This is a genomic window from Streptomyces lydicus (genome assembly GCF_001729485.1).
GTDB classification, from domain to species: Bacteria; Actinomycetota; Actinomycetes; order Streptomycetales; family Streptomycetaceae; genus Streptomyces; species Streptomyces lydicus_D.
Genome location: NZ_CP017157.1, coordinates 4218692 through 4242075, shown reverse-complemented (window position 1 = coordinate 4242075; position 23384 = coordinate 4218692). Strand labels below are relative to the sequence as shown.

19 protein-coding genes and 3 pseudogenes are annotated in these 23384 nt (G+C 70.3%); 12 read left to right on the top strand and 10 right to left on the bottom strand.

Annotation, left to right across the window (positions count from 1 at the left end; translation table 11 throughout):
* Nucleotides 1-4: 4 nt before the first annotated feature.
* The gene (locus tag SL103_RS18390; protein WP_069570087.1) at nt 5-799 is read right to left on the bottom strand and encodes an SDR family NAD(P)-dependent oxidoreductase; all 795 of its coding nucleotides are present in this window, start codon (nt 797-799) and stop codon (nt 5-7) included.
* Between the two features lie 144 nt (nt 800-943).
* Entirely contained in the window at nt 944-1459 is a 516-nt protein-coding gene (locus SL103_RS18385; RefSeq protein WP_164492839.1) for a tetratricopeptide repeat protein, read from the bottom strand.
* Nucleotides 1460-1700: 241 nt separating this feature from the next.
* On the opposite strand from SL103_RS18385, the gene SL103_RS18380 reads away from it, so the two are divergent.
* Complete coding sequence (locus tag SL103_RS18380; protein WP_069570085.1) at nt 1701-2057, top strand: DUF1003 domain-containing protein; 357 nt, start codon at nt 1701-1703, stop codon at nt 2055-2057.
* Nucleotides 2058-2358: 301 nt separating this feature from the next.
* Here the strand turns inward: SL103_RS18380 and SL103_RS18375 are convergent, their stop codons facing one another.
* Nucleotides 2359-3747: a hypothetical protein gene (locus tag SL103_RS18375; RefSeq protein WP_069570084.1), complete on the bottom strand. Its 1389-nt coding sequence runs from the start codon at nt 3745-3747 to the stop codon at nt 2359-2361.
* 308 nt (nt 3748-4055) lie between these two features.
* Here SL103_RS18375 and SL103_RS18370 point away from each other — a divergent pair, with 308 nt between their 5' ends.
* The 4 genes from SL103_RS18370 (at nt 4056) to SL103_RS39575 (ending at nt 7227) form a co-directional block, all read left to right on the top strand.
* On the top strand, nt 4056-5192 hold the full coding sequence (locus tag SL103_RS18370; RefSeq protein ID WP_079146259.1) for a molybdopterin-dependent oxidoreductase: 1137 nt from the start codon (nt 4056-4058) through the stop codon (nt 5190-5192).
* Entirely contained in the window at nt 5189-5599 is a 411-nt protein-coding gene (locus SL103_RS18365) for a hypothetical protein (protein ID WP_069570082.1), read from the top strand. Before SL103_RS18370 ends, SL103_RS18365 begins: the two co-directional genes overlap by 4 nt.
* Before the next feature lie 161 nt (nt 5600-5760).
* On the top strand, nt 5761-6813 hold the full coding sequence (locus tag SL103_RS18360; protein WP_069570081.1) for an NAD-dependent epimerase/dehydratase family protein: 1053 nt from the start codon (nt 5761-5763) through the stop codon (nt 6811-6813).
* 141 nt (nt 6814-6954) lie between these two features.
* A complete protein-coding gene (locus tag SL103_RS39575) occupies nt 6955-7227 on the top strand; it encodes a hypothetical protein (protein WP_069570080.1) in 273 nt (90 codons plus the stop codon).
* A gap of 312 nt (nt 7228-7539) precedes the next feature.
* Here SL103_RS39575 and SL103_RS39570 read toward each other — a convergent pair.
* A pseudogene (locus tag SL103_RS39570) lies at nt 7540-7704 on the bottom strand (response regulator); the annotation flags it as partial.
* A 201-nt stretch (nt 7705-7905) separates the two neighbouring features.
* On the opposite strand from SL103_RS39570, the gene SL103_RS18345 reads away from it, so the two are divergent.
* The 4 genes and pseudogenes from SL103_RS18345 to SL103_RS36140 all read left to right on the top strand — a co-directional run.
* The gene (locus SL103_RS18345) at nt 7906-8634 is read left to right on the top strand and encodes a glycosyltransferase family 2 protein (protein ID WP_069570078.1); all 729 of its coding nucleotides are present in this window, start codon (nt 7906-7908) and stop codon (nt 8632-8634) included.
* Nucleotides 8631-9287, top strand: coding sequence for a TIGR04282 family arsenosugar biosynthesis glycosyltransferase (locus SL103_RS18340; RefSeq protein WP_069570077.1), 657 nt, complete (start codon nt 8631-8633; stop codon nt 9285-9287). Before SL103_RS18345 ends, SL103_RS18340 begins: the two co-directional genes overlap by 4 nt.
* Nucleotides 9284-10063 carry a class I SAM-dependent methyltransferase gene (locus SL103_RS18335; protein ID WP_069570076.1) on the top strand — a complete coding sequence of 260 codons (780 nt, stop codon included), beginning with the start codon at nt 9284-9286 and terminating at the stop codon, nt 10061-10063. Before SL103_RS18340 ends, SL103_RS18335 begins: the two co-directional genes overlap by 4 nt.
* A gap of 379 nt (nt 10064-10442) precedes the next feature.
* A pseudogene (locus SL103_RS36140) lies at nt 10443-10628 on the top strand (DUF6445 family protein); the annotation flags it as partial.
* A 66-nt stretch (nt 10629-10694) separates the two neighbouring features.
* Here SL103_RS36140 and SL103_RS18330 read toward each other — a convergent pair.
* Nucleotides 10695-11888, bottom strand: a complete 1194-nt coding sequence (locus SL103_RS18330) for a GTP-binding protein (protein WP_069570075.1) — start codon at nt 11886-11888, stop codon at nt 10695-10697.
* A 66-nt stretch (nt 11889-11954) separates the two neighbouring features.
* The gene (gene rpmF / locus SL103_RS18325; RefSeq protein ID WP_069570074.1) at nt 11955-12131 is read right to left on the bottom strand and encodes a 50S ribosomal protein L32; all 177 of its coding nucleotides are present in this window, start codon (nt 12129-12131) and stop codon (nt 11955-11957) included.
* Nucleotides 12132-12804: 673 nt separating this feature from the next.
* Here rpmF and SL103_RS18320 point away from each other — a divergent pair.
* Entirely contained in the window at nt 12805-13779 is a 975-nt protein-coding gene (locus tag SL103_RS18320; protein WP_069570073.1) for a tyrosine-type recombinase/integrase, read from the top strand.
* 128 nt (nt 13780-13907) lie between these two features.
* Here SL103_RS18320 and SL103_RS18315 read toward each other — a convergent pair whose 3' ends face one another.
* Nucleotides 13908-14492, bottom strand: a complete 585-nt coding sequence (locus SL103_RS18315; RefSeq protein ID WP_069570072.1) for a TetR/AcrR family transcriptional regulator — start codon at nt 14490-14492, stop codon at nt 13908-13910.
* 131 nt (nt 14493-14623) lie between these two features.
* On the opposite strand from SL103_RS18315, the gene SL103_RS18310 reads away from it, so the two are divergent.
* Nucleotides 14624-15622 carry an NADP-dependent oxidoreductase gene (locus tag SL103_RS18310; RefSeq protein ID WP_069573877.1) on the top strand — a complete coding sequence of 333 codons (999 nt, stop codon included), beginning with the start codon at nt 14624-14626 and terminating at the stop codon, nt 15620-15622.
* A gap of 67 nt (nt 15623-15689) precedes the next feature.
* Here the strand turns inward: SL103_RS18310 and SL103_RS18305 are convergent, their stop codons facing one another.
* Nucleotides 15690-18743, bottom strand: a complete 3054-nt coding sequence (locus tag SL103_RS18305; protein ID WP_069570071.1) for a Tn3 family transposase — start codon at nt 18741-18743, stop codon at nt 15690-15692.
* Nucleotides 18744-18878: 135 nt separating this feature from the next.
* Between SL103_RS18305 and SL103_RS38780 the strand changes: the two are divergent.
* Nucleotides 18879-19236 (top strand): annotated as a pseudogene (locus tag SL103_RS38780) (Y4yA family PLP-dependent enzyme); the annotation flags it as partial.
* A gap of 272 nt (nt 19237-19508) precedes the next feature.
* Here SL103_RS38780 and SL103_RS18300 read toward each other — a convergent pair.
* Complete coding sequence (locus SL103_RS18300) at nt 19509-21905, bottom strand: Orn/Lys/Arg decarboxylase N-terminal domain-containing protein (RefSeq protein WP_079145816.1); 2397 nt, start codon at nt 21903-21905, stop codon at nt 19509-19511.
* 513 nt (nt 21906-22418) lie between these two features.
* Nucleotides 22419-22814: a hypothetical protein gene (locus SL103_RS18295; RefSeq protein ID WP_164492838.1), complete on the bottom strand. Its 396-nt coding sequence runs from the start codon at nt 22812-22814 to the stop codon at nt 22419-22421.
* Nucleotides 22815-23384: the final 570 nt, after the last annotated feature.

Sequence of the window (23384 nt, the reverse complement as noted above, 5' to 3'; positions counted from 1 at the left end):
CGTGTCAGGTGGTCTTGATCTGGCCGCCATCGATGACGAATTCGGCACCGGTGATGTTGGCGGCCTGCGGGGAGGCGAGAAAGGCAACGAGGTCGGCCACCTCCCGGGGTTCGGTGATGCGTCCGGTGGAGATGCCCATCTGCTGGGGTACGACCTGGTCCAGGGCCTCCTGGGCCGTGCCGCCTGCACTGGCCGCGACGGCGTCGGCGAAGGCGCCGGGGGCAGTCCAGAACGGGGTGCGTACGGGCCCGGGAGCGACGGCGTTGACGCGGACTCCGCGGGAGGCGAACTCCTCCGACAGAGCTTTGGTGAGATTGCTCAGGGCGGCTTTGGCCGCTGAATAGTCCACCACCATGGGGAAGGGCAGGCGGGCGTTGACTGAGCTGATGTTGACGATCGCTCCCTCACCGTGAGCAAGCAAGTGCGGCAACGACGCACGACTGGCGCGCACCGCGCTCAGGAATGTCATGTTGAGGGCATGCAGCCATGCTGCGTCACTGACATCGAGGAAGCTGGAGCGTGGGCTGGTGGCACCGACGTTGTTGATCAGCACGTCCAGCCGGCCATGCCGGTCTGCTGCCGCCTGGACCAGCGTGTCGGCACCGTCGGCGTCGGCCAGATCGACGGGATGGAAGGCAACGTCGTACTGCTCGCGCAGGGCGGACAGTTCCGAGGTTTCCCTGCGGCTGCCAACCACCACGCGCGCGCCCTCACGGCCGAGTGCCTCGGTGATGGCCAGGCCGATGCCCTTGCTACCTCCGGTCACAACGGCGACCTTGTCCACGAGGTTCAGCTCCACCGCAATCTCCTCCTGCGCCAGGCTTCCCAATATGCCCACGGTGGCGCATGAAGCGAGTATCGGCCCTCAGTTCGGAGCCGCACTGTCGCCACGCGGCTTGAGGCCCTGTCCGGCGGATCACGGCATGGCTGGCCGAACACTCCCTCAGGTTCGGCCGCCGCCCCGAACCGTGCCGATCAGGGCCTCAGCCGCCCCGGGATCGCCGGCGAGCCGCCCGGCGTCGCGGATCTGCTCCTCGTCCAGGACCCCGGCCTTCGCCAGCTGGATCGCCTCGTGGATGCCGTCTCCGTCACCGTGGGCGAGCATCACGAAGAACCAGCGCACTGCCTGCACCGGGTCCGGCGTGGCGCCAAAGCCATCGCGGTACCAGCAGGCGGCGGCGTTCATCGCCCCCATGTGCCCGCGCTGGGCCGCCCAGACGTACCAGCCCAGCGCCTCCTCGTCCCGGTCCAGAGCGGACAGCCGGTCGGCGAGGACGGCACCGGCGGCGACGATCCCCTCGCGTGCGGCGACCTCCAACAGCCGCAGGCACTCATCAGGGTCATCGACGAGCTGGGCGAGGTTGAACGCGCCGTAGGCGTCCCCGCCCTCGGAGGCCGCCCGGAACAGCCCGGCGGCACGCGCACGGTCCTCTGCAACGCCCAGACCCCTCACCAACATGTGCCCACAGGTGCGCTGCCCGGCCGGAAGCCCGGCCTCGGCGCCCACCATCCGCCAGCGGTACGAGCTCGACGGTCACCCGGACCGCCAGCTCGGCACCCTCCGTACTGCCCTCCATTGCGGCCTGGACGAAGGCGTGCCCCGCATACCCAGTCCCCGGCCTCGGCTGCCCTTCGGCCCTCGTCCAGTTGCATGGGGAACCCTAAGTCATCGTCCGAGGATCACCGCCTTCGCGGGATCGATGGGCTTCGTCTATGTGCACATGGTGTGGTTCGCCGGCTGGATCGTGATCAACGAGGGGGTCTTCGGGCAGGCCGCTGTCTTTGAGCCCTTCCCGTTCGGGCTCCTCACCATGATCGTCAGTCTTGAGGCGATCTTCCTGTCGACGTTCGTCATGGTCAGCCAGAATCGCCAGGCCGCACGAGACACCATCCGCGCCGATCTCAACTTCGAAGCCAGCGTGCGCTCTGAGGTCTGGTCGACGAGCCTGGGACGCGCCCTGGGACTGGATCCCGAAGAGATCGAGCGGCAGACACAAGAACTTCTGGCGGCCAGCCGGGACAAGATGAACAGCGAAATGGGACGACCTCAGACATGAAGTCAGCGAGCGTGCGCACGCGGCAAGGCCCGCGCACTCCCGAGATGGCAGAGGTGTCCCCCGACCGGTGGCAGCCCTCTGCGAGTTGTTGTGCAAATCACGGCCCCGGGCCGGTCCACCGCGGACCACGGCCCCGGTGCAATTCCCGTCACCCACTCCAGAGTGAACGCCCAGGTCAACGCTTCGTCGGTGACTCAGCAGGCGGATACCGGCGCCACGCTGCGGCAGTGGACGCCCAATTCGGGCGACCGGTAAGGCGGTACGCCCGGAGGCGGCCGCGACGCACCAGGCCGTATGCGCGTCACCAGTCGGTCAACAGCAGGTGGTTGACAAGCAGGGCGGTTGCCGCCTGAGCGGCCAGCCAGCCGCGGCGGTCGCGGGCCGGCAGCAGCGCGGCGGTCGCCGGCAGCCACCATGTGAAGGGCAGCCAGATGCGTTCGGCCTCCGCCTTGCTCATGCCGGACAGGTCGGCGGCCAGCAGGGCGAGCAGGAAGGCGCAGGGCAGCACGACGGCCGCCACCTCCTGCGGGTCGGCGCGCCGCCGCCACTGCCGGAGGGCGCCGGGTGCGGCCGCCAGCGCCCGGCGCAGCCCCGCCGCGGCGGCCACGCCCGCGGGCGCCAGCACCGCGCCCAGATTCCCCCAGATCCAGTACGCGTACGGGCGCACCCCGCCGTACCCCTGAAAGTAGCGGATCCTGAGCAGGCCGTACGCCTGCCACCAGCTGAAGCCCAGGAGGGTGAAGACGAGGACGACGGCGGCGCAGGCGGGCAGGACGTAGAGCAGCGGCCGGGCCCTGCGGGTGCAGAGCAGTACGGCGAGGACCGGGATCGCCAGCAGGATCAGCCCGTACGACAGGTAGACCGCCGCGCCGAGCAGCAGGCCGCTTGCCGAGGCGGCAACTGCCGTCCACCACCCACGAGTTCGGGTGGACGCCAGGGTGAGCAGGGCCAGTGCCCAGGCGGCGACCGCCGTGAAGTAGCCGTCGGCGGACACCCCGACCCAGACCGCGCCCGGGGCCAGTACGAGGAAGGGTGCGGCCGCCCGCGCCCGGCCTTCACCGGCCAGCAGGCGCAGGGTCACCAGTACGGCGGCCGCTGCCGAACTGCCCACGGTGATGCAGAAGACCCCACCCCAGGCGCCGCCGCCCAGGCCGATCCGGTCGAGTCCCACGAAGGTCAGTACGGCCCCGATCGGGTGACCTGCGATGTGAGTCCCCCAGTTGGAGGGCGAGTTGATGAGGATGTGGCCGGTGAAGTCGTGCACGGTGCTGCTGAAGTGCTGGAACCGGTCGACCCCGCGGAGGTATTCACCGGGTCGGGTCAACCGGCCCGCGACGCCGCGCTGCCAGCCGTCGACCAGAGCCAACGACCACGTCCATGCCATGGCCGCCGCCCAGACGGCCCACGGGATCGCCCGCCACGGCAGCCGCTCGGCCAGTCGGGGGCCGTAGCCGACGACCAGGGCGGCCACGGCCACCGCGGTCGGGGTGCCGGGGCCCAGGTGCGGACCCCAGTCGGCCATCAGTGGCGGCCAGCCCACGTGCAGGGACGGGCTGCGGCTCAGCAGATACGCCCCGATGCTCGCGACCACCGCGAAGAGCGCGAAGGCAGCGCCGCCGGCGGCGAGGTCGAGGCGGCGGCCGCTGTCGGGCTTCGGGGGCCCGGTGTCCGGGGCGGCGGGCTCAGGCAAGGGGGGCCGGGAGCGCGTGGGCGGCGAGGAGGGCACACCCTCACCGTAGGGTCCGCGCGGGCCGGGGGCCCGGATCGGCCCGCCGACGTCAGGCTCTCGTCATGAGCCGGTGCCTCTGAAAGCGCTTCGGAGCTGACGGGTGTCGGCGGCGCGCCCGTGACCCTCAGGCAGGTAGTGGCTGCAGGGCGAGCCACGTTCGGCCAGGCATCGGCGGCCGTGCCAGCAGGTCGGCCCAAGACTTGGACGTCCCTGTTTCGTAAGGGAGTCAGGTGTTCCGCACCGGCCTTGCCGCGGCTGGGATGGGAGGCATGAGATCACTCTTGTTCCCGCCGGCGTTCAAGGGCAGGTTGCATGACGCCCGCACGGCGACCTCGATCGGGCGGTGGCTCGGCCTCGCCTTCATGGTGTGCTTTGTGACCGGTCTGATCAGCCATGCGTGGCAGCATCCGCCCGGGTGGCTGGCCGATGACCTGCCGAGCCGCCCGGAGTGGGGCTACCGGCTCACGCAGGGGCTGCACGTCGCCTCAGGCATCGCGGCGATTCCACTGCTGCTGGCAAAGTTGTGGACGGTGTACCCACGGCTGTTCGCCTGGCCGCCGGTGCGGTCGGTGCGGCACGCCCTGGAGCGGTTGTCGGTGGCCGTGCTGGTGGCCGCGGCGGTCTTCGAAGTGGCCACCGGCCTGCTGAACACCGCGCAGTGGTATCCGTGGCCGTTCTCCTTCGTCCCGGTGCACTACGCCGTGGCCTGGCTGGTGGCCGGATCGCTCGTACTGCACCTCGCGGTCAAGGCCCCCGAGATCCGGGCCCACTGGAGTCGGCGGTCCGCGGGCACCCTGGCCCTGTCCGAGGAGGATGCGCCCAGCCGGCGCTCACTGCTGGCCGCGGTGGCAGGGGCGGTCGGTGCGGTCACCGTGACCACCGTGGGCCAGTCCTTCACCCCGCTGAAGGACCTCACCCTGCTCGCACCCCGCCATCCGGACCACGGCCCGCAGGGTCTGCCGGTCAACCGCACCGCTGCCGCGGCCGGAGTCGGGCTGATTCCGGCCGAGCGCTACCGCCTTACGGTCGCCGGGCCGCAGCCCTACACGCTGACGCTGGATGAGCTGCGGGGCCTGCCGCAGCACGAGGTGGAGCTGCCGATCGCCTGCGTGGAGGGGTGGAGCAAGTCTGCGCACTGGACGGGCGTGCGGGTCATGGACCTCCTGGAACGTGCGGGTGCTCCGCCGCACGCCCGCGTACGCGTGGTCTCGCTGCAGACGCGGGGCGGCTACCGGGTCTCCGAGATGGGGCATGAGCACGCCCACGATTCACTGACCCTGCTCGCTCTGCGCCTCAACGGCGAGGAACTCTCCCCCGACCACGGATACCCGGTCCGTCTGATCGCCCCGAACCGGCCCGGCGTGCTGCAGACCAAGTGGGTCGGCCGACTGGAGGTGCTGTCATGAGGACGAGCGTGGCGCGGGTGCTCACCGGGGCGGCCGGTCTGACGCTGATGGGCGTCGGGGCCTCCCTGCTGTGGGAGGTGCCCGACCTGACGGGTGTTCTGGTCTGGCTCGGCGGGGCGGTGGTGCTGCACGACGCGCTGATCGCGCCGTCGGTGCTGCTCATCGGGCTGGTGCTGGTCCGCGGCGGTGCGCGCGGGCCGGTCCGGGGAGCCCTGCTGGTGGCGGGCGCTCTGACGGTGGTCGCCCTGCCGGTGCTGCTACGCCCGGGGAAACCGGCCAACTCCTCGGTTCTGCCGCTGGACTATCCGCGCAACTGGCTGCTCACACTGGCGGCAGTGGCGACGGTCACGGCCCTCGTACTGGCCGCGCGGGGGATCCGCCGCGGCCGTCGGCGGCCACGTTCGTAGGTGCGTCCGCGGCTCCCGCCTGTCGGGCCGTCTTACGGGGGTCCTAGCGGTGATGCCGCACAGCCCGGCGACGCTCGGCCTGCGGCGGGAAGGATTACAAACCCCTGACGCTCCCGCGTCGTACGGTCACGGGGCGGGCCCGTGGCCGTACGGTCGGTGGCATGTTGATCCTGGTCACCGGAGGTGCGGGCTTCATCGGCTCGCACGTCGTCACCGCCCTCAGAGGCGCCGGGCACGAGGTGCGCGTGCTCGACGCGCTGCTGCCTGCCGCCCACCGCACGCCCCCGCCGATCCCCGACGGGGTGGACTGGCGGCATGCGGACGTCCGCGACGCGGTGGCCGTGGCCGAGGCCGTGCAGGGTGTGGACGCCGTCTGCCATCAGGCGGCGATGGTCGGGCTCGGCAAGGACTGCGCCGACGCCCCCGCCTACGTGGGCTGCAACGACCTGGGTACCGCGGTGCTGCTGGCCGGCATGGCCGAGGCCGGGGTGCGGCGGCTGGTGCTGGCGAGTTCGATGGTGGTCTACGGAGAAGGACGCTATGAGTGCCGACGGCACGGTGTCGTCCGGCCGGGGCCGCGCACGGTGGCCGACCTGGAGGCAGGGCACTTCGAGCCGCCCTGCCCGACGTGCGGTGAGCCGCTCGCGCCCGGCATGGTGGCCGAGGACGCCCCGCTCGATCCGCGTAACGTCTACGCCAGCACCAAACTCGCGCAGGAGCACCTCGCCTTCGCGTGGGCGCGCGCCGTCGGCGGGCGGGTGGCCGCATTGCGCTACCACAACGTGTACGGGCCCGGGATGCCGCGTGACACCCCGTACGCCGGGGTCGCCTCGCTGTTCCGGTCCGCGCTGGAGCGCGGTGAGGCACCGCGGGTGTTCGAGGACGGTGGCCAGCGGCGGGACTTCGTCCATGTACGGGACGTATCCGGGGCCAACCTCGCGGCTCTGGACGGTCTGCCCGGTCTGCCGGAGGGAGCCATGCGGGCGTACAACGTCGGCAGCGGCGAGCCGCACACGGTGGGTGAGATGGCCGCCGCCCTGGCCGAGGCGCACGGCGGGCGGACGCCGGTCGTCACGGGCGAGTACCGGCTCGGCGACGTCCGCCACATCACCGCCTCCTCGTGCAGGCTGCGCGACGAACTGGGCTGGAAGCCGGAGGTCGCGTTCGGGGAGGGAATGGCGGAGTTCGCGACGGCCTCGCTGCGAGCCGGCTGACGCTTCCCCTCCGGCCGGAACGCCGGCCCAACGGGGCAGGTCCTCCGGGGGAACGCCGCCACAGCCACAGGTCACCGATACGACGACGCCGTCCGCCTCCTGGCGGGCGGAGATCCTGACCATGCCGTCGCTGGGCGCCCGGTGGATCGCGTAGACGAGCTGGTTGGCCAGGACGCGGGACATCCTGCGGCCGTCGACATCGACGGGGACGGGCTCGACCCCGTCGCCGACGATCCGTACACCGTGCTCCTTGATCAGGGAGTCGGCGCCCGCGAGCGCGTCGCCAACCAGGTCGTGGACCGGCATCCGGAGAGCGTTCAGGGTGGGCACGCCGGCCTGCATTCGGGACAGTTCGAAGAGGCCGCCGACCATGTCGCTCATGCGCTCGCCTCCGCGCGGATACGGGCACGGTAGACGCCCGGGTCGTTCACCATGCCTCCTCCTCCAGGGCTCCCCCGCTCCCGGGATGGGGCGAGCTTCGCGCTGGTGGCAGCGAATTCGCGGCCCGGTTCGGCGAGCTCGGTGCCGTGGCGGCTGGTGCGGCGAGCCTTGGGGTTCAAGGCGAGGGGGCCGGCGCGCACCCGGGACTCGGCCGGTGCCCTCTGGACTGCGGCCCGTGCTCCGGCACGGCGCAGCACCAACTGCGCCCGGAGTACGAGTTCGCGCGGGCTGAACGGTTTGGATGAGGTAGTCGTCCGCCCCGGCCCCAGGCCGAGGATGCGGTCCTCCCGTGCCGCGCGCCGTGAGCATGATGACCGGGAGCGGGCCGTTTTCGCGGCTGCGGCGGCAGACCTCCAGCCCGTCCATGCCGGGCAGCATCAGGTCCAGCACCACCAGGTCGGACGGCTGGGCGGCGGCGCGGGCCGCGGCGGTGGGACCGTCGGCAGCCACATCGACGGCGAAGCCCCCCGGTCCAGGTAGTAGCCGGTGACGACCTCGGAGGCGGTGGGTCGTCGTCCACGACGAGTATGCGTTTCACGGCGCCGAGTCTCACACCCGCGTTCGGCCGTCGGTGGGAGCCGCGGCGGGCGTCAGCGATCCGTAAGGCCATCAAATCCCTTTCGCCCGTTTCGCGTCCGTAGGGTGAGTGAGGTGATCGAAACATCTCCCTCTTCGCCTGCCCCTGTGGACGTGGTGCTGCCCTGCCTCGACGAGGCCGAGGCCCTGCCGTGGGTGCTGGACCGCATCCCCTCGGGCTGGCGCGCGATCGTCGTCGACAACGGCTCCACCGACAGCTCCGCGGACATCGCCCGTACCCTCGGGGCGCATGTCGTCCACGAGCCGCGGCGCGGCTTCGGCGCCGCCTGCCACGCGGGTCTGACCGCCGCCACGGCCGATGTCGTCTGCTTCTGCGACTGCGACGCGTCCCTCGACCCCACGCTTCTGCCCTCCGTCGCCGGGCCCGTCCGCGACGGCTCCGCCGACCTCGTGCTGGGCCGTCGCAGGCCCGTCACACGCCGTGCCTGGCCACTGCACGCCCGTCTGGCCAATCTGGAACTGGCCCGCCTGATCCGCCAACGCACCGGCCTGCGGTTGCACGACCTCGGTCCCATGCGTGCCGCCCGCCGCGAGTCCCTGCTCGCCCTTGACCTGACCGACCGGCGCTCCGGCTACCCGCTGCAGATGGTGGTCCGCGCCGCCGACGCAGGCTGGCGGGTGGCGGAGACGGAGGTGCCGTACCGCCCCCGCACGGGCCGCTCGAAAGTCACCGGCACCTGGCTCGGCACCTGGCACGCAGTTCGGGACATGCGCGCCGTCCTCGCCGAGCGGCCCGCCGCTGCCCCGGTGTCCGCGGCGACCACCCCGGGAACCGGAAGATGAGCGCCCGGCCCCCGGCCACAGGGCCCGCCACCCTGCTGGTCATCGCCAAGGAGCCCGTCCCGGGGCGGGTCAAGACCCGACTCACCCCGCCCTACACACACCAGGAGGCAGCCGCTCTGGCCGAGGCGGCCCTCGCCGACACCCTGCACACGGCGCTCAAGGCCCCCGTCCGGCGTCGCATCCTTGTTCTCGACGGTGTTCCCGGCCCCTGGCTGCCGCCCGGCTTCGACCTTGTGTCCCAGGGCTCCGGCGGCTTGGACGAGCGGATCGCTGCCGCCTTCGGCCACTGCGACCGCGGACCGGCCCTCCTGATCGGCATGGACACCCCTCAACTGACCACGGAACTCTTTACGGGTGTCGGACGTGACGGCCACGACGCCTGGTTCGGGCCGGCCGCGGACGGTGGGTTCTGGGCACTGGGTTTCGCCGACCCTGCGCGCGCTGCGGTCCTCGTACGGGGCGTGCCGATGTCCACCGACCGCACCGGGGCGATGCAGCGGCGCCGACTCGTCGAGGCCGGGCTGAGCGTAAGCGACCTGCCGGTGCTGCGCGATGTGGACACCGCCGCCGACGCCGTCGCGGTCGCCGCCTGCTGCCCGCCCGGCTCGCGCTTCGCCGCCACCCTGAACTCGCTTGTTGAGGAGGGGCGGTGAGCGGCACGGCAAGCGGGACGGACCTTGCCCTCGCCGAGTGGACGACAGCCCGCCCGGGCAAGCCGTGGACGGACGACCCCTACGCCCATGCCCTGCGCACCGGCCGTGGCCCGCTCTTCTTGCGCCGCCTGTCACCCCCGGCCCATCCGGACGGCACCGGGAAGGCAGAGGACTTGCTGCCGCTGGACGTCGAGCGCTGGTGCGCCACCCCCGACGCCGCCGACACCGGCGTTCTGCACCGCTGCACCGGCCCCGTTCTCGACGTCGGCTGCGGACCGGGACGTCTGGTGGCGGGCCTGGCCGCCCGCGGCATACGGGCGCTGGGCGTGGACGTCAGCCCGGCCGCAGTGGCCCGGACCAGACAACACGGAGGTGCTGCCGTGCGCCGGTCCGTCTTCGACCGCCTGCCGGGGGAAGGCCGCTGGGGCACCGTGTTGCTGATGGACGGCAACGTCGGCATCGGTGGCGACCCGGTCGCTCTCCTCGTCCGCCTCCGCGCGGTGGTCGCGCCCGGCGGGCGCCTGCTGGCCGAGGCCGCCCCGCACGACGTGGACGAGCACCTCACCGTCCGCCTCGAGGACGCACACGGTCGGCACGGCCGCCCCTTTGCCTGGGCCCGCCTCGGCACCACCGCCCTGCTGTCTGCCGCCGAGGCCGCGGGGTGGCTCCTGACCGGCCGATGGACGGCCGAGGGCCGGCCGTTCGTGGAACTGCACCGCCCGCAGCCCGGACATCACGAACATCCCACGGCCACCGCAGGGCCCGCACACTCATGAGCGCAACCGTCGCTCCACGCCATGCCCCAGCCGCCTGCCGGCGGGATACGCCGTCGCCTGGACGCTGTTCGCTGCCGCGATATGGGCCGTACAGCAACGGCCCGGCCCGCGCGCGCCGCGACCGCACTGGTCGATCCGCAGCCCGGATTCGGCACCGACCGCATGCGTGACCCTTGGCTTGAGGGGAATCTGTGGATCGCACAGGCGATGCAGGAGTGATGAGTTCGCGAGTGACGGTTGTCGCAGGATGCCGCGATGATCTCCAGATCACCCATACCAGCAGTCGTTCCCGCAGGCCGGATGGCCAGGATGAACCAGCCGGTGTTCGGCCTTCCAAACGGCTTGGAGCTGCGTCCCTGGCGCCTCTCCGACGCCGACGTCTCTCGTCGACGCGCTCGGCACGCGCTTCGTCCCGCACGACTCCTTCACCGAGGACGTGCGCGTGCCGCACCGCTACAACCGGCTGCTCCTCTGCACCGCAAACCTGATGCACAGCGCCACCGGCCAGTGGGGCAGCCCCCTGGAGGACAAGCGGATGACCTCGGTCTTCTTCTGGATGGCCTGAGACCGATCAAGCCGCCGGGCCGCACCCGACCCGGCACGGTCCATGTCTTCGGCGATCTGGTCCGCTTCAGTCCGCGTGGATGTACTCGGACGCGGGCTCGTGCTCACAGGCGTCGTCGATGCCGTACGTCTCCCAGGACGGGAACGGGTCGCACAGCCCGGCAACCGACTCGCCGTCCTTGAGGAGGCAGGCGGTGAGCCGTTCGGTCAGAGCCTCCTTGCGCAGGCCGGTGCCGATGAAGACCAGCTCCTGCGCCTGCTGCTCCCCGCTGCGTACCCCGGCCGGCTCGAAGCGTGCGACGACGCCGGCCTGGGACCACAGCCCGGTGACGGCGGGACGGGTGGCAAGCCGGAAGAAGCCTTTGGAACGCAGGATGTCGCCGTACGCTCCGCCGTCCAGGTCCTCGGCGACGAAACGCCACAACCGCTCGGGGTGGAAGGGACGATCGGCGCGGAAGACGAGGCTGGAGATTCCGTACTCCTCGGTCTCCGGGACGTGGTCACCGTTGAGCTCGGCGACCCATCCCGGGGCCTGCTGAGCCTTCTCCACGTCGAAGCGCCCCGTGCCGAGAACGCGGACCGGGTCGATCTTCCCGTGGCTGGCGGGCACGATCTGGGCGGAGGGGTTCAGCCGGGCCAGCGCGGCTCGCAACTGGTCGGCTTCCGCGTCGGTGACCAGGTCGAGCTTGTTGAGCACGATGACGTCGGCGAACTCGACCTGGTCCATCAGCAGATCGCTGACCGTGCGCTCGTCGTCCTCGTACTGGTCGAGGCCCCGCTCCGTCAGCTCGTCTCCCTGCGCCAGCTCGGGCAGGAAGTTGGCAGCGTCGACGACTGTGACCATGGTGTCCAGAGCCGCGACGTCCGCGAGCATCGCGCCGTCGTCGCGTGCGAAGGAGAACGTGGCGGCCACCGGCATGGGCTCGGAAATCCCGCTGGACTCGATGAGCAGGTAGTCGAACCGGCCCGCGCGGGCGAGCCTCTCCACCTCCGCCAGCAGGTCGTCCCGCAGCGTGCAGCAGATGCAGCCGTTGGTCATCTCCACCAGCCGCTCCTCGGTACGCGACAGCGCCGCTCCCCCGTCCCGCACCAGCGCCGCATCGATGTTGACCTCGCTCATATCGTTCACGATCACCGCCACACGCAGCCCCGCGCGGTTGTTGAGGACGTGATTGAGCAGCGTGGTCTTCCCCGCGCCGAGGAATCCGGACAGCACACTGACGGGCAGACGACGGTGGGACGGCTCAGCGGGGGCTGACACGGAACGGCTTCCTCAGTTCTCGTACGGAGCGGGGTACGGGTGTGGTGCTGTGCCGGCGGCGTGCCGTCAGCTCTTCCCGGGCAGCGGCAGCAACCCGCGTTCATAGGCACGCACGAGACGCCGGGGCACCTGGTATTCGACACCGTCCACGTGGATCGGGGCGAGCTCCGGAGTGCTCGCCTTCCACTGCGCGCGGCGGTGGCGGGTGTTACTGCGGGACATCTTGCGCTTGGGCACGGCCACGACGGAAACCTCCGAGAGACGGATCGGAAAGACGGGTTGGACACCCTAAGCTACATGAAAACGAATGTCGTATGCAAAAACTCCGCAGTGGAGGTTTGCCGGGCTGTGCAACATGACCGCCACCATGACCGATCACGATCCGCCCGAGTTCCGGCAGATCACCCGGCCACCAGAGATGCCGCAGTGACATGCATCCCCTTATCGCGCACTGGGGCGAGGTCAACCACCTCCAGACGCATCCGCGTTTCCGCGGGCCGGAGCATCGGGACCGCGCTGATGTGTCGCGTCCGCGAACCGGCGCGGGACGAGAGGGGCCTGGAGCAGCTCAACCTCGCGGCACGGGCGGGGCTTGGGACTGGAGGGCTTCTACCACCAGCTGGGATGGCGGGAGGTATCGGCCGTCGGCCGGGTGCGGTGCGGGTGCCCCCCGGGGAAGAATGCCTGGATGCACGGTGCGCCCTTGTACCTGGGGGTTGAGGAACATCGGAACGAAAACCGGCGCTAAGGATCTGTCGGCCCTGGTGGGCGGCTGACGGAGCGTCGACGAGTGGGCCCGTCTGAAGTTGTTCCACGGATAACGCCCTATTATCTGCGGGACTTGGTTCGTCACCTGGAGTGACGTTCTCCGGGCCGTACGTGAAGCGGCCCTGTTATCCGTGGCAAGGGGGAAGCTGTGCCCACCGCCGTGCAACTGCCGGCCGGGAAGGCGTTGACCGTCCGTGCGGCGGCGGACGCCTTCCTCGACTCGCTCCGCAACCCGAACACGGTCCGCAGCTACTCGACGGGTGTCGGCAAGACCGCCGAGCGGATCGAGGAGGGCCGCCCGCTGGGGTCGGTGGCGGACGACGAGATCGGCGAGGCTCTGGAACTGCTGTGGGGCACCGCGGCGGTCAACACCTGGAACGCCCGCCGGGCGTCGGTGCTGTCGTGGCTTGGCTGGTGCGCGGAGTACGGGTACGACGGCCCGGCGGTTCCGGCCTGGACCAAGCGGCTGGCGGTGCCGGACTCCGAGACCCCGGCCCGCTCGAAGATGGCCGTGGACCGGCTCATCGCCCGGCGCGAGGTGCACCTGCGAGAGAAGACGCTATGGCGGATGCTCTACGAGACCGCCGGGCGGTCGGAGGAGATCCTCGGCGTGAACATCGAGGACCTGGACCTCGCCGCGCACCGCTGCCCTTTAAAGGCCAAGGGCGCCCGTAGCAAGGCCCGCCGCCGCGGACAGACACGCGAGGACTTCGTCCTGGAGAGGGTTTACTGGGACGCCGGAACCGCCCGGCTCCTGCCCCGCCTGCTGCGCGGCCGTACTCGCGGGCCGGTGTTCGTCACCCATCGCCGTCCCGGTCCGGGGAAGGTGGTCAGCCCGCGCGACGTGTGCCCGGACACCGGCCTGGCCCGCCTCTCCTACGGCCAGGCCCGCGCCCTGCTCGATGAGCACACCGCCGTGCGCGGACCGGGAACCGGCTGGGACCTGCACGAGTACCGCCATTCCGCCCTCACCCACCTCGGCGAGCAGGGCGCCTCCCTGCTGATGCTGATGGCCAAGTCCCGGCACAAGAAGCCGGAGAACGTACGCCGCTACTTCAAGCCGTCCCCCGAGGCGATCTCTGAGCTGACCAGCCTCCTCGCGCCCGGCGACGCTCGGCGCTGAGTCACCTGTTCGGGCCGAACACGCGCCCCCAGCCCCCGGCAGCCGCTTCGTCCCGTGAACGGCGGCGATGATCCGGACAGAGAGCTCTGCCGTCAAGGCACCGGACCTGCCGGTGATGGGGGCTGGCTTCAGCGTTCGCCGGGGGCACCCGTGCCCCGGTCGCCGTCCGCGCGCGTCAGTACAGCGCTGGCGACGAGGTCGAAGAGGTGGTTGGCGCGGGGTACGAGTGTGGGTTGATCGCCGACCCACGCGAGCATGGCTATCAGGGCGAAGAGGTCATCGCCGTCGATGTCGCTCCGGGCCGCGCCTGCGGCCTGAGCCCGGGCGAGGAGCCGGGCACCGGCTGCGCGCAGGGTGACGCACGAGGCATGCAGGGCGGATTCGGGGTCCTCGATGGCCGCTGCCATCAGTACGGTCACCCCTCGATACTCGGTTGTCCAGGCGACGCAGTCGCGCACCCATGAGACGAGAGCGTCCTCGGCCGTGTGCGCTGTCTCAAGCTCGCTCGCTCTGGCCGTCAGGTCGCCGAAGCTCGCGTGGAGCAGGCCCTCCAAGAGCGCCTCGCGCGTCGGAAAGTGCCGCAGCAGCGTCGCGAGGCCGACATCGGCTCTGCGTGAGATGTCGCGCATCGACACGTCGATGCCCTGCTCGGCTATGACGGGACCCGCCACGGCGAGTAGATGGTCGCGGTTTCTCTGCGCGTCGACTCGCATCGGTCTCCTCACTTGACCAAACGGTTCACTGATCCATATATTCGGATCAGTGAACCACTTTATTTGGTTCACTGATCCGAATAAACATATACCGTGCCGTAAGCAGGAGGAACACGATGCCGCCCCGCATGATGAAAGCGATCCAGCTGCACGAGTTCGGCGGCCCAGAGGTGCTGCATCATGAGGAGGTCGCAGTTCCCGAACCGGCCTCGGGCGAGGTACTCGTCCGCGTGAGGGCGGTCGGTCTCAACCCGCCCGACTGGTACGTACGCGAGGGCATGCCCGGCATCCCTCCCGAGTTCAGGCCCCCGTTCGACCTGCCCCTGATCCCGGGGACCGACATCTCGGGTGTCGTGGAAGCCGTCGCCGCCGATGTCACCGGCTTCACAGCCGGGGACGAGGTGGTGGGGCTGCTGCGCTTTCCCGTCCTGATGCAGAGCGGCGCGTACGCCGAGTACGTCACCGCACCTGCATCCGACCTCGCGCCCAAGCCAGCCGCCGTGGACCACACACACGCTGCCGCACTGTCCATGTCGGGGCTGACGGCGTGGCAATACCTGATCGACGTCGGGCACGACCACCCCTCCCCGTTCCAGGAGGCAAGGCACCGCCCCATGGCTCTGGGCAGCGATACCACGGTGCTCATCAACGGGGCCGGCGGCGGCGTAGGCCACCTTGCCCTGCAACTGGCCAAGTGGAAGGGAGCCCGCGTCATCGCCGTGGCCTCCGGCACCCACGAGACCTTCCTTCACGGCCTCGGCGCCGACGAATACATCGACTACACCAAGCAGCGCCCCGAGGACATCGTCCGCGACGTCGACCTCGTCCTGGACACCGTCGGGGGCCCCCACAGCCGACGCTTCCTGCCCACCCTCAAGCGCGGCGGCGCGCTGTACCCGGTGTACTTCGGAGAGTTCGACGACGAGGAGAACGCGAAGCTGGGCGTCACCGTATCCGGCACGCAGGTACGAGCGAACGGCGCTCAGCTCGCGGAATTGGGACGCCTGATGGACGCGGACACGATCCGCGTCGCCATCGACAGCACGTTCGCGCTCGCAGACGCCCAAGCAGCACACAAGCGCGCCGCCCAGGGGCACATCCAAGGCAAGATCGTGCTCACGATCCCTTAAGGCTGGTCGGCAGGCCGGGGACGAGAAAAATCCAGTGCGGCTTTCTCACTCCCCGGCTGCCCGAAGTTCACCCGTCGTCGGTGGCGTGTTTGTCGCGCAGGGGCCGCAGACCGCCGGGCAGGTCGGGAAGCTGGAAGGAGTACCGGCCGAACATGTTGATGTGATGGCGCACGAACGGCGAGAGGCGGGCCACGTCCTCGTCACGGACGTCGAAGCCGTCCCCACGCAGCTGGTTCACCGCGGCGTCCATGTACCGCGTGTTGAACAGCACCAGGGCATTGAGGACCAGGCCCAGGGCGCCGATCTGGTCTTCCATACCGTCCTGGTAGCGCTGGTAGAGCTGCCCGGAGCGGTCGTGGAAGATCTTCCGGGCGAGGGAGTGGCGGCCCTCCTGGAGGTTCGCCTGGCTCTTGATCTGCCGCCGGTAGCCGGGCTCGTCGGCCAGGCGCAGGATGTGCAGGGTCTTGGCGATCCGCCCGTAGTGGGCGATCGCGTCGCCGAGCGGGGTGGGTCGGCCGTCGCGGGACAGCATCCGGATCACGTCGTACGCGCGCACCGCGCCGGTGTGGATGGAGCCGATGATCCGGAGGATGTCCTCCCAGTGGCGTTCGATCCTGGCGACGTCGACCCGGCCGCGGGCTGCGACCTGGAAGGCTCCGTAGTCGGCGGCGCGGTCGATGCGCCACATCTTCTGATCCGGCAGGTCAGCGAGCTGCGGCGCATACGTGAACCCCGCCAGGGTGAGCAGCCCGAAGACAATGTCGCTGTAGCTCGCGGTGTCTGTGACGATCATCTCCGGGCGCTTGCCGCCGTCGCGGTCGTAGAGGACGTCCAGCACGTACAGCGAGTCGCGCGGGGTGCCGGCCACGACCTTCCCGCCCAGCCCCGCCGCCTGGTCGTTGATCATGTTCAGCCAGGTCGCCCCGCCCCGGCGCCCGATGTACTTCGGGTTCGGCCGGGCGTACACCGACGGCACGGGGACGACGAACCGCATGCCGTCCACGGAGGCGACCAGACCGCCGCCCCAGGCTTGCGCGAGCGGGATGGCTGCCTGGCAGTCGATTAGTGTGGCGTTCGCGGCCCGATACGTCGCCAGCCGCAGATACGTCTGGTCGACATGGGACAGACGCCCGTACTCCAGCACGTCCGCGGCCCCGATGACCGGGGTGTAGCCGACGTTGCAGCTATGCGCGACCAAAAGCGCGGCGATCGTCACGCGCAGGTCCTTCAGCCGGGCCTCGCCGCCGGTGACCGAGGTGAACGCCTGGTCGGCGCCGGTCCACGAGAACACCTCCAGCAGGGCCTCCGGCAGGTCGACGCGGGGCAGCATCGCCTCCACCGCCTCCCGCAGGGCACGCAGGGAGGCGGGTTCGGGCTCCGGTTCCAAGGCGGTGAAGTGCAGGCGGCCGTCGTCGTCGAACACGATCTGGGAGTTCGCCGGCACCCGCGCGGCGACCTCGCGGTAGGTGCCGTCCAGCAGCGCGGCCCGCGCCGCCAGGTGCTCACCCGCCTCGGCGGGCAGGTTGAGCGAGGCGAGCACAGTTGGCTTGGCCTGTTCCCACGCGTCTCCGTCCAGCAGCTTCGCGCGGGGGTCGCCCCACTTGGAGGAGTTCTTCGCGAACACCTGCTTGCTCCGCAGCATCCGATGCAGATGCTCCAGCACGCAGAACGTGTACGCCTTCCAGTCGACCGTGCCCGGCTCCAGGTGCGGCGCGGACAGCACCAGGCGCCGCCACGACCCGGTGAGCAGACCAGTGTCGATCTCCGCCGGGCCGACCTTCTTGCGTCCCATCAGGTCCGGCAGTGACTTCAACGCCTTCAGGACCGCCACGCCCTCCGGCGAGGCACCGAAGTCGACCACCGTCACCAACAGCTTCAGGAACGGCACGACGGCGAACCGGGTGACCAGCTGGGCCCGCCATGCCTCGTCCGCGTCCGAGTCGAGCGGCGGGGTCAGCTCGAACAGCGCGGCGATCGCCGCGGCCAGCTCGTGCCGGGGCACCACCTGCTCGATCCGCCCCCACATCGCCTCCAGCGTCTCCACCTCGGGCGGGCTGATCTCCCCGGTGCCGGTGTCGACCTGCTCGCTGGTGGTGTCGAACACGATCTGGAACGCGGCGGCCAGCTTCGCCGACGCCCTCTCCACCCGCGGCAGGGTCTTGAGCTTCTCCTTCGCCGTCTCCCGCTCCGCCCTGGCCAGCAGCTTCGTCGCGATCAGCACCTCCAGCAGGTCCAGGGCGTCATCGACCGCCCGGGACGTCAGGTAGACCGCGGTGGCCAGCAGCGTGGCCAGGCGCCGGGAGTCACCGTGCCGCCGCAGCAGCGACGCCTTGCCGTCGACCCCGTACCGCGACAACTCCGCCAGCCGCCGCGGCGGTATCCCCGACACGTCCAGGTCACCCATCCCGAAGGCCGCGATCTCCTCCGCCCGCTCCAACGCCCACTTCAGCTGAGGCCCGGAGATCCGCACCGGACCCCGGCGCAGCCGGTCCAGCTCCGACACCCGGGCGCCCGGCGGCACCGTCAGCAGGGAGTCCAGCACCGCCCGCTGACCAGAGCTCAGCAGACCGTAGAGGGTGTCCCACAGCCGCTGGTTCGCCGCCTCCCGCACCGCGGCCACCAGCCGGGCCAGCGTCGTCACCCCGGGCAGCAGCACCCGCCGCTCACGCAGCCACCCGGCTGCCGCGTCGAACAGCGCCTTCGGGCCCTCCCCGGTCGTCCAGGCCCGCGCATCCACCCACGCCCGCAGCTCCGCCTCCACCTCGGCGAACTCCGTGTACTCCAGGACCCGCCGCAGCTCACGGACATGATCGAGCCGGGTATTCTCCCGCTCGCCATACGCCTTCAACGCCGACGCGTCCGCGACGCCCAACTGCTCGGCGAGGTAGTCGACCACCTCCGCCGGCACGTCCATCGGATCGTCCAGGAACACCCCGAGAAACCGCACCGTGGTCATCTGCACCGCGAACCCGAGCCGGTTGTGGGCCCGCGGCTTCGGCTCGATCAACCCCCGGTCCGCGTCGTCCAGGAAGAAGAACCGCTCCAGCTCCGTACGGGACGGCGCCCCGTCGTACGCCGCGTACTTCGCGGCTTGCTCATCCGTCAGAAACTCGACCGGCACCCCGGACCTCCAGACAGTCAGTGATCAACACGAACTGCCGAAGGCTCCGCCCCCGCCGAACCCCAGGTCAAAGCGCTCTCAAACCCTCCAGGGGCTTAGCGCCGGTTTTCGTTCCGATGTTCCTCAACCCCCTACCTGGAACCGGTCCTCGAACCCCCGCTTGCGTCGCTGTCGGAGTCGCCCGCGTTCCTGCACACGTTGGTCGATGCGCTCGGCTCACCGCTCAATGTCGTGCTGCCCGACCGGATCGCGGAAACGTCGAGCGCTTCCGCTCCTGCCTTCGTCGCCGCCACCTAGCCGGCCAGGTGTTCTTCGCGCACAAGACGAATCGTTCAAGTGCGCTGGTGCGACGGCTCGCCGCCACGGATGCCGGCGTGGACGTGGCCTCGCTGGGAGAGTTGCAGCACGCCCCCGGCGTCGGCCGGACGGGATCGTGGCGACCGGCCCCAAGGGCCCGGACTTCCGCCGGCTGGCCACGCGCACCGAGGTCACCCACCGCAGGCCGTCATGACCACCGTACTTGGAGGCATCACCGGCCGCTGCCGCGGCAGCCGACCGAGCCGAAGAGGCCCATCCTCGCCACCATCGGCCTGGTGCTCACCACCTACGGGGACCCACATGAAGCTTCCGGTCCGGTGGTCTTTGCGGCTGGGCAGGAAGTTGGGCACGACGCTGCCGGAGACGACCGCAGTCCGGTGCTCTTTCCGGTTCGACGACCGCTCCCCGCCCGCCGGGGGGGAGGCGGGGGTACCCGGTGCCTTGCCATCAGTCTGTGGGCCGTTGGGAGCCGACCGGGTGCGGCGTCGGTGTCGTGTGGTGCTCTCCGGTCGTGCGGCCGGTTTGCTGGGCGGGGATCTGGCGTACGCACTCGATGAGGTAGTCGCCGGTGTTCGCAGCGACGGTGACGCCGTGGGTCTCGCTGTGGAAGCCGGGGAAGCGCCGGTCGAAGGACTCCAGGGCAGTCAGGTACCGCAGCAGCGGGCCGTCGTGGGCGCCGGTGTTTTCGCCGGGCATGAGGACGGGGATGCCCGGCGGGGTGACGGTGACCATGGCAGCGGCCACCCGGCCGGCCGCGTCGGTCAGCCTTACCCGCTCGGTGCCGCCGCGGATGAGGCGCTGATAGCAGTGCTGGGGCGGGGTGACGGGCTCGGGCAGCTCCTGGAATGCGGTGTCGAGCAGCTCGACCAGGCGGGCACCGCGCAGGTGGTCGTGCATCTCCTGGCACAGCCCGCGCAGGGTCTGGCCGGTGTAGCGGTGGGGGTGGGCGGCGACCAGCTCGGACAGTACCCGTTCCAGGGGTGCGTCGTGGTCGTAGAGCGTTTTGAAGTCCATGAGGGCGTCCATCAGGGTTCCCCACTTGCCCTTGGTGATCCCCATGGAGAAGAGGATGAGCGTGGTGTAGCTGTCGGTCTTCTCCACCACGATGTCCCTGGTGGCCAGGTAGGCGGTGAGGATGCGGGCGGGGATGCCCCAGGGGGACATCTGTCCGGTGGCGTCGATGCCGGGGCAGGTGAGGGTGACCTTGATGGGATCGAGCAGGCAGTAGCCCTTGGTCAGTCCGGTGAAGCCGTGCCAGTCGGCGTCGGGCTCCAGCTGCCAGCAGGACGGATCGGTGCGCAGCAGTTCCAGGGGGGCGTCGGCGAACGGGAGACGCTTGCCGGTGGCCGGGTCGGTCACGGTCGCGGGTTGCCAGACGCCGAAGAACCAGTCGGGCCGGTCGTCGGCGGCGGCGATGCGCCGGGCGACGCGTACGACCGTCTGGCGAAAGCGGATGGCTTCGGTCACCGCTTCGTCGATAAGGCAGCGGCCCTGGGGACCGTCCATCATCGCGGTGGCCACGTCGAGGGAGGCGATCATCGGATACAGCGGTGAGGTGGTGCCGTGCATCATGAACGCCTCGTTGAACCGGTCGTGCTCCACCGGCGCCCGGGGTGCGGATTTGATGTGCACCATGGCGCTCTGTGACAGGGCGGCCAGCAGCTTGTGGGTGGACTGGGTGGAGAAGACTGTGGGACGTTCGGGTCCGGGGAAGGTTTCGGGGCCCACCGCCATGCCGTAGCGGCCGGCGTAAAGGGGGTGGAAGCGGGCGTAGGCGAACCAGGCTTCGTCGAAGTGGAGCCGAGGGGTACTGGGTGCGAGGGCCTGGGCGACCTGGACGGTGTCGTAACACAGGCCGTCGTAGGTGGAGTTCGTCAGCACGGCGTACTGGGCCGTGGGCGAGACGGCGCCCTGGGCCAGTGGGTTGCGGCCGGCCCGGGAGGCGACCGAGGGTGCCTGAATCTCGGCGGGCGGCAGGGGGCCTGCCAGACCGTAGCCGTTGCGGGTGGGGACCAGGTAGACCGGCCGGGCTCCCGAGAGGACCAGACCGTGCAGCACCGACTTGTGGCAGTTGCGGTCCACCAGTGCGATCTCGTCCTGGGTGACGCTGAAGTGACCGACCATCCGGTCGCAGGTGGAGTCGCCGTGGAGTACGAAGTAGGTGCGGTCGGCGCCGAAGACGCGGGCGGCATTGCGCTCGGCGGCACCTACCGGGCCGGTGTGTTCGAAGAGGGAACCGAGTTCCCCGACGGAGATGGACAGGTCGCTGCGCAGCAGCCGTTCCCCGAAGTAGTCGTGGAAGGCCCGGCCGACGGGGGACTTGAGGAAGGCGACACCGCCGGAGTGAGCAGGGGTGTGCCAGGAGTACTCGTGCGCGTGGTCGAAGCGGCGCAGTGCCTTGAAGAACGGGGGTAGCAGGGCGTGCTGGTAGCCGCGGGCGGCGCTGGCGATGCGTCCGGCGATGAAGGGCGCGGTGTCCTCCAGCGGCCAGATGTAGCCGATCACCGTTTCGGCCACCCACAAGGGCAGGTGTTCCAGGTCTTCGCCGTTCGTGACCAGGAAGACGGGGAGATTCTGGAAGCGCCGGCCGACGTGGCGCAGCACCTCGGCACCGCCTGTTTCGCCGCCTTCTCCGGCGGCCTGGGGAAGGTCCCAGTCGAGCACGACGGCAGCCGTGCCCGCCTCGGTTCGCAGCACTGCCTGGGCGTCGTCGGCGGTGGTGGCCCAGCGCACGTCAATGCCTCGGGTCTCCAAATCGCGGCGGATTCTGCGCAGTTGCTCGGCGGCGACGCCTTGACTCTGCGGGAACTCGTGTACCGCGAAGAGAACCGTCCCGTCGGTCATAGTGGGCCCCTCTGCTGTGCGCGTGTCGGCGCATGGACTGCTCGTACGCACCATGCCTGCTGTCCGAGAGGCAACCGGAAGATCACCGGCGTCCAGCCCAGCGGCTGGACCAAACCACTCCAAGGAGGGAAACGGGAACCGCCGCACCTGACCGCTACGTGAATGCCGGTGAAGGCGAACCTCGACGGGTGGTCTGCTCCGTGCGGAGCGCTACGTGGCTGCCCCGGCCCGCGGCGGCTCCGCCGGCATCGCCCGCGACCTCGACGCAGTCATCGCCGGGCTGATCCTGAACTGAACTCGAGTGCCGTCGAAGGGCACGTCAACCGGATCAAAATGCACGGCGGGGTGGCGGGCCAGAGCCGCGTCGACGTCACCGAGCTCTCAAGCCGCACGCCTCGCACAGCCCGGCAACGCCAGGGCCAGGGCCGACTGCCGAATCCTGTTCCCCAGCCGAGGAATCGTCGGGCTCAGGCCGCGTAACAGGTGCCCAGGTTCCGCTGCGCTGGTCCCGCCTCAGAGGGGCTGATGACCGAACCAAGCACGGCTTTCCGGCTGGTTGGGGCGGACGATTGCCAGGATGGCCGGCACGAGCCAGATCAGCCCCAGAATGGGCGCTACCTCGAAGAATGCCAGGGTGAAGGGCAGCGCCGTCCAACCGTAGGCGAAGGCGGAGACGCGCAGATTCGGGTGGCGCGTGGGGAACTTCAAAGCGGTGGTGACGCCCCATGCAGCAACCGCAAGCACGAGCACTCCGGCGAATACGACGTTCCCCGAGTGAGCCGCACCTGGCGTGGTGCAGCACGGGGTCGAGGCGTCGCCCTCGCCCCAGATGGCTGTGGCGATAGCCACGCTGTTCGTCAGCAGAGCAAGTCCGAGGACGGCCTGCATACCGCCCAGGATCATCATCAAGACGCGAAGGCTCTTTACCGGCTGTGGCATCTGCGCCCCTGAGGGGATCCGCCCCTGGCTGAGCGCCCCGGGCCTACCGGGGCCTCCAGGCCCAGCCGCCCCTGGGTTACCGCTAGCGCGCGACCGCTGCCAGGGCCGCTGTCCGCCTGGCTCTTCTCCGTCATTCAAGCCCATGCCGACGGTCCTCCCCTGAACGGCCTCGCGCCTGCGCGCCATGGTCCGGCGGCCCATATCAACTGTCCAGCGACAATCCAGCCAGAGCTGCCGCGAAGGGGTTCGTCATCGATATGCGGTGGGCACGACACGCCAGCACGATTCTGCCTGCGGCGACCGCGACGACCAGGTTCGATGGTGAACGAATGTCAGAGCCACAGAGTTCTCCGCGAGCGCGGAGGTGGGGCGAAGCTGGGGCTGGTGAGTGCGAGTGCGCTGGAGTGCTCTTCGCACGGCGCAGAGGTGAACCACCTCAGGGATCCAAGTCGTCACGCAGAAGGTCCTGCATGCCTATGTAGCCTGTCGATCTGTTCGAACATGATGAGCTGACGAATCCTGGCGGGGCTCAGGAAGGCT

Excerpts from the sequence above, each read along its gene's own strand:
- SL103_RS18385 (WP_164492839.1), bottom strand. The coding sequence starts at position 1,459 with ATGTTGGTGAGGGGTCTGGGCGTTGCAGAGGACCGTGCGCGTGCCGCC.
- SL103_RS18380 (WP_069570085.1), top strand. The coding sequence starts at position 1,701 with ATGGGCTTCGTCTATGTGCACATGGTGTGGTTCGCCGGCTGGATCGTG.
- SL103_RS18370 (WP_079146259.1), top strand. The coding sequence starts at position 4,056 with ATGAGATCACTCTTGTTCCCGCCGGCGTTCAAGGGCAGGTTGCATGAC.
- SL103_RS18365 (WP_069570082.1), top strand. The coding sequence starts at position 5,189 with ATGAGGACGAGCGTGGCGCGGGTGCTCACCGGGGCGGCCGGTCTGACG.
- SL103_RS18360 (WP_069570081.1), top strand. The coding sequence starts at position 5,761 with ATGTTGATCCTGGTCACCGGAGGTGCGGGCTTCATCGGCTCGCACGTC.
- SL103_RS18340 (WP_069570077.1), top strand. The coding sequence starts at position 8,631 with ATGAGCGCCCGGCCCCCGGCCACAGGGCCCGCCACCCTGCTGGTCATC.
- SL103_RS18315 (WP_069570072.1), bottom strand. The coding sequence starts at position 14,492 with ATGCGAGTCGACGCGCAGAGAAACCGCGACCATCTACTCGCCGTGGCG.
- SL103_RS18310 (WP_069573877.1), top strand. The coding sequence starts at position 14,624 with ATGAAAGCGATCCAGCTGCACGAGTTCGGCGGCCCAGAGGTGCTGCAT.
- SL103_RS18300 (WP_079145816.1), bottom strand. The coding sequence starts at position 21,905 with ATGACCGACGGGACGGTTCTCTTCGCGGTACACGAGTTCCCGCAGAGT.